Here is a 10,663-nt window from a genome sequence, read left to right as displayed (position 1 = left end):
GCCTTCCGGGACGACAGCGCGCCAATGGGTATCGCTCAGTTTGCCAACGAACCAAGGAGAGGCTGGCGCATCGGGGACGCCGGGGTACTGCTCGGATGTCCTGGCCAGAGAGGGCAACCCAAAAGCCGCCCCGGCAAGTGCAGCCCCCTGAATGAAGCGACGCCGACTTCGATAGACCGTCTCCGTCGTCACCTCAGATTCACGGCACGCACCGGAAGGAGGGATTCTGATCAGCATGAGTAGCTCCGCGTATCGGCTCTGAACGAGCAATACGCGCAGCCAGATCGAAAATCAACCCTCGACGCGCTTACGCCGACGCAGCTGCATCAGGTACTGAACCGGACCGGAAACCGCATATGCAAGGAAGATCAGCAAGAGGATACGAGGTGGGTCGCTGAATACGACTGCAAACACCAGGACCACGACCAAAATCGCAACGAAGGGAACCCGTCCTTTCAAGTCCAGATCCTTGAAGCTGTAGTACTTGATATTGCTGACCATCAGCAGACCGGCAGCCGCGACCATCAGCGCAAAGAGCATGACCAGCACCAACGGCAGATCGACGCCACGAATACCGGCATCATCGAGCGCCCAAACGGCCCAGACCCAACCAGCTACCACGCCCGCCGCGGCCGGGCTAGCCAACCCGATGAACCAGCGTTTGTCCACCTTGCCGATCTGCGTGTTGAAACGCGCCAGACGCAGCGCCGCGCAGGCTACGTAGATGAAGGCGACGGTGAGCCCAACGTTGCCGAGTTCCGAAAGCGCCCACTCGTATGCGAGCACCGCAGGCGCCAGACCGAAAGCCACCATGTCTGACAGCGAGTCGTATTCAGCGCCGAAAGCACTCTGCGTATTGGTCAGGCGCGCAACGCGTCCGTCCAGACTATCAAGCACCATCGCGACGAAGACCGTCGCCGCGGCCACATAAAAATTGCCGTTGATCGCCGTGATGATCGAGAAGAACCCTGCGAAAAGGTTGGCAGTGGTGAACAGGTTCGGCAGCAGGTAGATGCCCCGGTGGCGGACCTTGCGGCCGTCGGCCTCCTGGGTTTCCTCCACATGCTCGTCGATCGGCAGAATGCTCTCTGGCTCGACTGGCTTGTTCGGCTCTTCGGATTGTCCACTCATGCGCATTCACCTTCTACAACAGGTACGGATAGATTTCGACCAGATCGGCACACCCACGGTTCAGCCTGGCCAAACCCGCGATTTATACCAGAAGCCTGGGGTGCAGAACGAAAAAACGCGGCCGAAGCCGCGTTTTCTTGAGCAGAAAACCGATCAGTTCTTGCTCTTGTCGACGATCTTGTTCGCCGCGATCCAGGGCATCATCGCGCGCAGCTTCTCGCCGACCACTTCGATGCCATGAGCCGCATTGTTGCGACGGTAGGCCGTCATGGACGGATAGTTGGCGGCACCTTCAGTGATGAACATCTTGGCGTATTCGCCGTCCTGAATGCGCTTCAGGGCATTACGCATGGCGGCGCGGGACTCGGCGTTGATCACTTCAGGGCCGGTCACGTACTCGCCGTACTCGGCGTTGTTGGAGATCGAGTAGTTCATGTTGGCGATGCCGCCTTCGAACATCAGATCGACGATCAACTTCAGCTCGTGCAGGCATTCGAAGTAGGCCATTTCCGGCGCGTAGCCCGCTTCGACCAGGGTTTCGAAGCCAGCCTTGACCAGCTCGACGCAACCGCCACAGAGAACGGCCTGCTCGCCGAACAGGTCGGTTTCGGTTTCGTCCTTGAAGGTGGTTTCGATAATGCCGGTACGGCCACCGCCGACGCCGCAGGCGTAGGACAGTGCGACGTTACGAGCATTGCCGGAAGCGTCCTGGTAGATCGCGATCAGATCAGGGATGCCGCCGCCCTTGACGAACTCGGAACGAACGGTGTGACCCGGCGCCTTGGGAGCGATCATGATCACGTCCAGATCCGCACGCGGTACAACCTGGTTGTAGTGGATCGAGAAGCCGTGAGCGAAGGCCAGAGTCGCGCCCTGCTTCAGGTTCGGCTCGATTTCGTCCTTGTACAGACGGCCCTGGAACTCGTCCGGGGTCAGGATCATTACCAGATCGGCAGCGGCAACGGCAGCCGGCACGTCACTGACCTTCAGGCCATGGGCCTCGGCCTTGGCAATGGAAGAGGAACCCGGACGCAGACCGACGGTGACGTCGACGCCGGAATCCTTCAGGTTGCACGCGTGCGCGTGACCCTGGGAACCGTAACCGATGATGGCGACCTTCTTGCCCTGGATGATGGAGAGGTCGCAGTCTTTATCGTAAGAAACCTTCATGAATTACCCCTGTTGCCGGCCTCGTGGGCCATTCGATAAAACGTTGCTGACTGACGAGACGACGTGTCCGGCAGTCGTTAGATACTCAGCACTTTGTCGCCGCGAGAGATTCCGGTGACACCGCTGCGCACAACCTCGAGGATCGAGGCTGTACCAATGGCCTGGATGAAGCTGTCCAATTTGTCGCTGGTTCCGGCCAGCTGAATGGTATAGACGCTGGTGGTCACGTCGACGATCTGCCCACGGAAGATGTCGGTGGTGCGCTTGACCTCGGCGCGCTGAGCGCCGGTGGCCTTGACCTTGATCAGCATCAGTTCGCGCTCGATATGGGCGCTCTCCGACAGGTCGACCAGCTTCACCACTTCCACCAGCTTGTTGAGGTTCTTGGTGATCTGCTCGATCACTTCCTCGTGCCCTACCGTGGTCAACGTGAGACGCGACAGGGTCGGGTCTTCGGTCGGTGCCACGGTGAGGCTTTCGATGTTGTAGTTGCGTTGCGAAAACAGGCCGACCACACGAGACAGCGCACCCGGTTCGTTTTCCATCAGCAGGGAAATGATATGTCTCATGATCAGGTCCGCTCCGTCTTGCTCAGCCACATGTCACGCATCGCGCCATCCTTGATCTGCATTGGATAGACATGCTCGGCGGTGTCGACGGCGATATCCAGGAAGACCAGGCGGTCCTTCATGGCGAACGCCTCTTCCATCATCGGCTTGAGATCTTTGAGATCGGTGATGCGCATGCCGACGTGCCCGTAGGCCTCGGCCAACTTGACGAAGTCGGGCAGCGATTCCATGTAGGAATGCGAGTAGCGACTGTTGTACACCATGTCCTGCCATTGGCGGACCATGCCCAGCGCACCGTTGTTGAGGTTGATGATCTTCACCGGCAGATCGTACTGCAGGCAGGTGGACAGCTCCTGGATGTTCATCTGGATGCTGCCCTCGCCCGTCACCACCGCGACATCGGCTTCCGGGAAGTTCAGCTTCACGCCCATGGCTGCCGGCAGACCAAAGCCCATAGTGCCGAGGCCACCCGAGTTGAGCCAGCGGTTGGGCTTGTCGAACTTGTAGTACTGGCAGGCGAACATCTGATGCTGACCAACGTCCGAGGCAATATAAGCCTCGCCCTTGGTCACTTCGCAGAGCACCTCGATGGCGGCCTGCGGCTTGATGATCGAACCATCGCCCTCGTTGTAGGGGAACAGCCGGCCATTGCCGCGCCACTCGTCGATCTGCTTCCACCAGCTGGCCACGGTCTCGGCATTCGGCGCCTGGCCGATCTCCTTGACGATGGCGACCATCTCGGTCAGCACGCTGTCCACCGGACCGACAATCGGGATATCCGCCTTGATGGTCTTGGAAATGGATGCCGGATCGATATCGATGTGGATGATCTTGGCGTTCGGGCAGAACTTGGTCGCGCCATTGATCACGCGGTCATCGAAACGCGCGCCGACCGCGAGGATCACATCGGAGTGATGCATCGCCAGGTTGGCAGTGTAGCTGCCGTGCATGCCTAGCATGCCGACGAACTGGCGGTCACTGCCCGGAAAGCACCCCAGGCCCATCAGGGTGTTAGTCACCGGCAGATTGAGCATCTTCGCCAGCTCGGTCAGTTGCGCCGAAGCCTTGCCAAGAACCACACCGCCACCGGCGTAGATGATTGGCCGCTTGGCGCCCAGCAGTAGCTCCGCTGCCTTGCGAATCTGACCGGAATGCCCACGCACGGCCGGGCTGTACGAACGCAACTTGGCCTTCTTCGGGTAGACGTACTCGAACTTCTCAGCCGGGTTGGTCATATCCTTCGGGATATCGATGACAACTGGCCCTGGACGCCCGGACTCGGCGAGATAGAAGGCCTTCTTCATCACTTCGGGAATTTCCGAAGGATGCTTGATCATGAAACTGTGCTTAACGATCGGACGGGAGATGCCGATCATGTCGGTTTCCTGGAAGGCATCGGTGCCGACCATGGTGCTGGGCACCTGACCGGAGATGACCACCATCGGGATCGAGTCCATGAAGGCAGTGGCGATACCAGTGATGGCATTGGTCGCCCCGGGGCCGGAGGTCACCAGCACCACGCCGGCCTTGCCGGTCGCGCGCGCATAGCCATCGGCCATGTGCGTGGCGGCCTGCTCGTGACGAACCAGGATATGTTCGATGGCCTTTTCCTTGAAAAGCGCATCGTAGATATGCAGAACGGCACCGCCCGGGTACCCGTAGATGTACTTAACGCCTTCGTCACGCAGGGAGCGGACGACCATTTCAGCGCCGGATAAGAGTTCCACGTTGTTCACCTCTGAACGCCAGATAGCGGTCCAAGCCGGAGCCGCCAGAAATAGGTTTACTGCCAACAGGGCATGAGCGACGGTGGTCGCCGACTACGTCAGCCACTGATTGAGCCAGTATCGGAAGAGTCCCTGGTGTCGCGGGCTCTCCACCCAGCGCGAGGTAACGCGTTGCGGGTGATGCAGGTCGGCGCGGGTAGCACCTCATGTCTGTCTAGACTGAGCCGGTATCGCTTGCGGCGAGGCGACTCAGGACAGCAAGCCTCGGATTGTTCGGATTCGGCACCCGCAAGTCAAGCCTGCCGTTACGTTTCAGCCAACCTCGAGCTGTGACGGCGCGCAGAAGTACGTCCTCGGCTTTTGGGTATAGTGGAGGCCGTTTTCCGATCCTGATGAAGGTAACAGCATGCGATTGACGGTTCTTGCGAGCGGCCTGGCACTGGCGCTTTGCGGCAATGCCATGGCCGCGCAGGTGTACAAATGGGTGGATGCCCAGGGCGTGACGCACTTTGGCGCCCAGCCGCCGCAGGGGCAGCAGGTGGAAACCGTTAATACCGTGGTTGCGCCAGGCAAATCCGTAACAGCGCCGGCACCTGCCCCGCAGGAAAAAAGCGGCGAGCCCGATCAGCAAAGCATCGACCGCAAGGTAAAACAGCAGGTCGCCGAGCAAGAGGCCGAGCGCAAGCGTTACTGCGAAACCATGCGCACCAATCTCGCGCAACTGCAGAACAATCCGCGGGTCCGTGTTGAAGAGAAGGGTGAAACCCGGCGAATCACCGAAGAGGAGCGGCAGGCACGGATCGCAGAAACACGCGACAAGATCGCCGAAAACTGCAACTGATACCGCCGCTGGCGGCGCGCCAAGCCGCTCAGCGCGAAGGCGCCTCGATCAAGGCATCGAAAGCACGCAACGCCTCTAGCAGACTGACTACCCGTCCCTCCCGATAGACCACCTCTGCCATCGCACAGATGCCCGACGCCTGTGGCAGAGGATGATCCGCTTCGACGATCGCTTTCATCCGCGGCAGGAATATCCACTGCAGCCATTGCTCGAAGCGCAACGTATCCACGCAAAATGGCTCGACGCTGGCCAGAGCCTCCGGCGGCGGAGGCTCGGCGCTCCACAGGTCAAGCGTGCGCAGCTCGCGCTCGATCAAAAGCAGCTGCTGCGCGACCGCCGGAAGGCGCGGATCCATCACAGATTGACCTTGGCTCGCTCACGAGCCTGAGCGGCACCGGCACTGTCGCCCCGCCGCTCACGTGCCTGTGCGATCAATTCCCAGAGGCTCGCCTGCAGCGCGGGGCGTCCACTGGCATAACTCAATGCGCGGCGCGACAGCTGCTCCGCCTGAGTGGCATCCCCCTGTGCCAACCGGACCTGAGCCAGACGATAGAGGACCTGCGGCTCGCGCGGCGCAATACGCTGCGCGCGTTCGAGACTGGAAGCCGCACCATTCAGATCACCACCGCCCTGCTGCTGTTGAGCCGTAGTCAACAGCGCGAGCACAGGTCCATCCAGTTGCTCGTCGGCGGCCAGGCCGCTGCCGGAGGATGGGATACCGGTGGGCATGCTCGGCTGCTGCGTGCTGGCTGGCGCCGAGATTGACGGCGCCGGCTGCCACGCAGGCTGATCGCCGCCTGGCGTCCCACTCGCCCCAACAAAGGGAGCATCTGGCGCGGCGAACGTCTCAAGCGGAGCAGAGCTGCCTTGCGGCACCATCACCACCACCCCAGAGTCCTCCTGCTGCTGCCTTGGTGCTGCGACCCCGGCTGGCGCGCGGTATCCCTGGCGAGCCGCCACCTCCTCGGAAACGGGAGCGCCCGAGTCCACCACGGGGATCGAACCACGATCCACGGTCGCGCACCCCTGTACCAGCGCCACCGCTGCAACAACGGCCATCCACTGCTTGTTCACCAATTCAGACCTCTCAACGTAGAACCACGAAGCGCGCGACCTCTGCGGCAGTTACTCCAACCAGCCACGCACCCAATCCATGACCGACTCCGCTGGCGCCTGAATGCCGCAGCCAGGTCCGGGTGCCGGCTCGCTGCCGCGAATATAGGGCATCTGCACCGCATCGGGGCAGCGCTCATCCGTACCCAGTCCGCTTCGCGCATCCACCCAGGCATATGTCACGTTGTCCGGCACAGGCATCTGCAGAGGCAGCGGATCGGCCCTCCGCATGAAATCACTCCACACCTGCAGCGCGCCGGTCGCTCCGGTCAGTGAAGTCTTGCCATTGTCATCACGGCCCAACCAGACCACGGCCAGCAGATCCTGACTGAAGCCGGCGAACCAGCTGTCACGCGAATCGTTGGTGGTACCGGTCTTGCCAGCCAGATTCAGCGACTGCGGCAGATGATTGTAGGCGGAACGCCCCGTTCCTTCGCGCATGGCCCGCTGCATGGCGTACTGAGTGAGGTAGATCGCGCCCGGATCGAAGCGCTGCTGAATCTGGAACGGGTAACGCTTGAGTGGCTCACCGTCCGCGGTCAGTACACTGCGAATGCCGCGCAGCGGGGTGTTGAAGCCGCCATTGGCCAGAGTCTGATACATGTCCGCCACCTCGATCGGCCGCAAACCGCCCGCTCCAAGCAGCATCGACGGATACGCCGGCCACTGTGGCGACGCACCCAGCCGCTCAAGCGTCTTCAGCACATTCGGTACGCCGAGATCGAGCCCGAGCCTCGCCGTGGACAGGTTGTAGGAGTTGGCGAGCGCCTGGTACAGGTAAACCGTGCCGTAGGCCTGGCGCCCGTAGTTCTGCGGTTTCCAGACCTGTCCGTCGGCCCCCTTGACCGAGAAAGGCTCGTCTTCGAGCAGGCTGGTCAGCGTGTACTGGCTGGGCTTTTCCAGCGCCGCCAGGTAGATGGCCGGCTTGATCAGCGAACCAATCGGCCGTGATGCATCGAGCGCGCGATTGAACCCCGCGAAACCCGGCTGGCGACTGCCGAGCAGGGCCTGAATTTCACCGGTCTCAGGATTAGTCACGATCATCGCGCCTTCTACGCCTTCGGTGCTCTTGCCGAGACGCTTGAGGGTTTCGCTCATGGCCTGCTCGGCCTTCAGCTGGAGCACCGGATCGAAGCTGGTGAAGACGCGCAGGCCCTCTTCGGTGAGGTCCTCGTCCCGATAGTCCTCGCGCAGCTGGCGCTTGACCAGGTCGAGGAAGGCCGGATAGGAACTGTCCGCCATGCTGCCGCGCTGGGTTACCCCCAATGGCGCCTGCTTAGCCTTGACCGCCTCATCGACACTGATGACCTGCTGCTCGGCCAAGAGATCCAGCACCAGATTGCGCCTTTCCAGCGCACGCTCGGGATTGCGCCGCGGGTTGTAGTAGGTCGGCCCCTTGACCATGCCGACCAGCAGCGCCACCTGCGGCAGTTTCAGCTCGGCCAGCGGCTGACCGAAGAAGTACTGGCTGGCCAGTCCGAAACCATGCACGGCGCGACGGCCATCCTGGCCGAGGAAGACCTCGTTCAGGTAGGCCTCGAGGATTTCCTGCTTGTCGTAATGCAGCTCCAGCAACACAGCCATCATCGCCTCGGTTGCCTTGCGGCTGAGGCTGCGTTCGTTGGTCAGGTAGAAGTTCTTGACCAGCTGCTGGGTCAGGGTGCTGCCACCTTGGCGAACCTGGCCGGCAGTCAGGTTGACCCAGACGGCGCGGGCGATGGATTTGGGCGACACACCGAAGTGATTGAAGAATTCCCGATCCTCGACCGCAACCAGCGTTTCTACCAGATACGGCGGCACCTGATCCAGCTTGATCAGGATGCGATCCTCGTTATGCGCGGGATACAACCCACCAATCAGCACGGGCTCCAGACGCGCCACAGGCAGAGCGCTACCGTTGGCGCTGCTGAGGCCAGCAACGAAATCGCCGGAGAAGCGGACCCGCAACCGTTGCGACTGCTCGGCGCCTTCGTAGAACTGGAAGCCGCGGGTGTGCAGTTCGATGTCATTGCCGGCAACCGAAGCGCCGCCCGGGCCACTGACCGAACGCTCGCGCCGATAGCCAAGAGCGTCCAGCTCGGCGAGAAAATCGTTCTTGTCCAGCTTCTGACCGACGAACAATTCCAGCGGCCGCGCATAGACCTTTGCCGGAATCGTCCAGCGCTTGCCGGAGAATTTCTCCTGCACAACAGCATCGAGATAGATGGCGAAACCGGCCAGGATCACCAGGCCGACAATGGAGAGCTTTACCGCCCAGCCCAACCAGGGGCGAGCACCACTGGAGCGGCGCTTGGAGCGATTACGAGGGGAGCGAGGTTTAGTCATGGCGGCGCATTATACGCACTTTGCCGCCGCGGATTGACGGCCTCTCAGCGGTTTGCAGCGCAACGCTCAGCGGCCATAATGCCGGCGACTTTACGACTGTGTGGACTGCTTCGCAGTGGACTCGCACGCCCCGTTCAAGAACTTCGACAAGGAATGACCGTGAGCCAAGCACTGATCGCCGCCCTGCAGAATCCTGCCCTGTATCCGCACCCCACCGAAGGCTTTCGGGTCATCGAAACCCACATTTCCTGGGTGATCCTCACCGGCCAGTACGCCTACAAGATCAAGAAGCCGGTGGACTTCGGCTTCCTCGACTTCACCGATTTGTCCGCGCGCAAGCATTTCTGCGAAGAGGAGCTGCGCCTCAACCAGCGCATGGCGCCCGATCTCTACCTGGAAGTGCTGCCCATCAGCGGCTCGCCTGATGCCCCGGTGATCGGTGGTGATGGCGAACCCTTCGAGTACGCCCTGAAGATGCGCGAGTTCCCGCAATCCCAGCTGCTGGCCGAGGTCCAGGCCCGCGGCGAGCTGACCGATGCGCATATCGACGCCTTGGCCGAGCAGATCGCCAGCTTCCACCTCAGTACACCGCAGGTACAGGCGGACCACGCGCTGAACAGCGCCGATGCGATCGTCGCACCGATGCGGCAGAACTTTGAACAGATCCGCCCGCTGCTCAGCGAGCCGGAAGACCTGCGCCAGCTGGACGCGCTCGAAGACTGGACCGAAACCAGCATCACGCGCCTGCGCCCGCTGCTCGAACAGCGCTGCCAGCAAGGCCTCGTTCGCGAATGCCACGGCGACCTTCACCTGGGCAACGCGACGCTGATCGATGGCAAGGTCGTGCTGTTCGACTGCATCGAGTTCAACGAGCCGTTCCGCCTGATCGATGTCGCCTCGGATGCTGCCTTCCTGGCCATGGATCTTGAGGATCGCGGACTGAAATGCCAGGCCCGACGCTTTATCAATGGCTGGCTGGAACACACCGGCGACTATGCCGCACTGGCCCTGCTCAACCTGTACAAGGCCTATCGTGCACTGGTTCGCGGCAAGGTCAGCCTGTTCCGTCTGTATCAGGAGCAGGACGCCGTGCAGCGCAAGGTAGTCCTGCGCCAGTATCGCGGCTACGCCAACCTTGCCGAAAGCTACAGCGCGATTCCGTCCCGCTTCCTCGCCATCACCCACGGCGTATCGGCCGTTGGCAAGAGCCACGTGGCACTGCGCCTGGTCGAAGCGCTGGGCGCGGTGCGTCTGCGCTCAGATGTCGAGCGCAAGCGTCTGCACGGCGAGCAGCCTCAGGCGCAGGCAGGCCAGCTCGATAGCGGCATCTATAGCCCGCAAGCCAGCGAAGCGACCTACCAGCGCCTGCACCAGCTGGCGACCGGCGCACTGCAAGCCGGCTTCGCCGTGGTTATCGACGCGGCATACCTGAAGCAGTCGCAACGCCAGGCGGCGTGGCAGGCAGCCGAAGCGACCGGCGTGCCGTTCCTCATCCTCGACTGCGAGGCTCCGGAAGCGGTGATCGCACAATGGCTCGCCCAGCGTCAGGCCGAAGGCCTTGATCCGTCCGACGCGACGATGGAGGTGGTCCGCGCGCAGCAGGCCAGCCGCGAGCCGCTGAGCGACAGCGAGCGCCTGCACAGCTGCCGGGTCCAGACGCAGGATGCCGGCAGCCTCGACGAGCTGGTCGCCAACATCCGCCAGCGCCTGCCGGGGCTCTGACCGTTAGGCACCGTCGCCGGCAGGCCGCGGCGGTGCCTCTATACTCCCGGTATAACAACCGTGGA

At 61.9% G+C, this 10,663-nt stretch carries 10 protein-coding genes (1 of these 10 running past the window's edge); 2 read left to right on the top strand and 8 right to left on the bottom strand.

Features of this window, described 5'->3' with window-relative positions; translation table 11 throughout:
- The 5 genes from msrP to ACX1DW_RS22115 form a co-directional block, all read right to left on the bottom strand.
- On the bottom strand, nucleotides 1–237 hold the beginning of the coding sequence (gene msrP, locus ACX1DW_RS22135; protein WP_458992393.1) for a protein-methionine-sulfoxide reductase catalytic subunit MsrP. It extends 771 nt beyond the left edge of the window; the window shows 237 of its 1,008 coding nt (coding positions 1–237); it begins with the start codon at nucleotides 235–237; the stop codon falls past the left edge of the window.
- Nucleotides 238–291: 54 nt separating this feature from the next.
- A complete protein-coding gene (pssA, locus tag ACX1DW_RS22130) occupies nucleotides 292–1,131 on the bottom strand; it encodes a CDP-diacylglycerol--serine O-phosphatidyltransferase (RefSeq protein ID WP_063540400.1) in 840 nt (279 codons plus the stop codon).
- 153 nt (nucleotides 1,132–1,284) lie between these two features.
- Nucleotides 1,285–2,301, bottom strand: a complete 1,017-nt coding sequence (gene ilvC / locus ACX1DW_RS22125) for a ketol-acid reductoisomerase (protein ID WP_003303406.1) — start codon at nucleotides 2,299–2,301, stop codon at nucleotides 1,285–1,287.
- A gap of 77 nt (nucleotides 2,302–2,378) precedes the next feature.
- Nucleotides 2,379–2,870: an acetolactate synthase small subunit gene (ilvN, locus tag ACX1DW_RS22120; RefSeq protein ID WP_013983830.1), complete on the bottom strand. Its 492-nt coding sequence runs from the start codon at nucleotides 2,868–2,870 to the stop codon at nucleotides 2,379–2,381.
- Between the two features lie 2 nt (nucleotides 2,871–2,872).
- A complete protein-coding gene (locus ACX1DW_RS22115) occupies nucleotides 2,873–4,597 on the bottom strand; it encodes an acetolactate synthase 3 large subunit (protein WP_110778940.1) in 1,725 nt (574 codons plus the stop codon).
- A 406-nt stretch (nucleotides 4,598–5,003) separates the two neighbouring features.
- Between ACX1DW_RS22115 and ACX1DW_RS22110 the strand changes: the two genes are divergently transcribed.
- On the top strand, nucleotides 5,004–5,438 hold the full coding sequence (locus ACX1DW_RS22110; protein WP_133455753.1) for a DUF4124 domain-containing protein: 435 nt from the start codon (nucleotides 5,004–5,006) through the stop codon (nucleotides 5,436–5,438).
- 28 nt (nucleotides 5,439–5,466) lie between these two features.
- Here the strand turns inward: ACX1DW_RS22110 and ACX1DW_RS22105 are convergent, their stop codons facing one another.
- The 3 genes from ACX1DW_RS22105 to mrcB form a co-directional block, all read right to left on the bottom strand.
- Nucleotides 5,467–5,793 (bottom strand): YqcC family protein, encoded by a 327-nt coding sequence (locus ACX1DW_RS22105; RefSeq protein ID WP_458992392.1) that lies wholly within the window; start codon nucleotides 5,791–5,793, stop codon nucleotides 5,467–5,469.
- Nucleotides 5,793–6,497: a tetratricopeptide repeat protein gene (locus ACX1DW_RS22100; RefSeq protein ID WP_458993427.1), complete on the bottom strand. Its 705-nt coding sequence runs from the start codon at nucleotides 6,495–6,497 to the stop codon at nucleotides 5,793–5,795. The genes ACX1DW_RS22105 and ACX1DW_RS22100 overlap by 1 nt, the downstream gene beginning before the upstream one ends.
- A 66-nt stretch (nucleotides 6,498–6,563) precedes the next feature.
- Complete coding sequence (gene mrcB / locus ACX1DW_RS22095; RefSeq protein WP_458992391.1) at nucleotides 6,564–8,876, bottom strand: penicillin-binding protein 1B; 2,313 nt, start codon at nucleotides 8,874–8,876, stop codon at nucleotides 6,564–6,566.
- 159 nt (nucleotides 8,877–9,035) lie between these two features.
- Between mrcB and ACX1DW_RS22090 the strand changes: the two genes are divergently transcribed.
- Nucleotides 9,036–10,598, top strand: a complete 1,563-nt coding sequence (locus ACX1DW_RS22090) for a bifunctional aminoglycoside phosphotransferase/ATP-binding protein (RefSeq protein WP_458992390.1) — start codon at nucleotides 9,036–9,038, stop codon at nucleotides 10,596–10,598.
- The last annotated feature ends 65 nt before the right edge of the window (nucleotides 10,599–10,663 follow it).

The organism is Stutzerimonas sp. KH-1 (assembly GCF_054483855.1).
The sequence above is the reverse complement of the archived record's forward strand: the minus strand, read 5'-3'. Positions and strand labels throughout refer to the sequence as shown.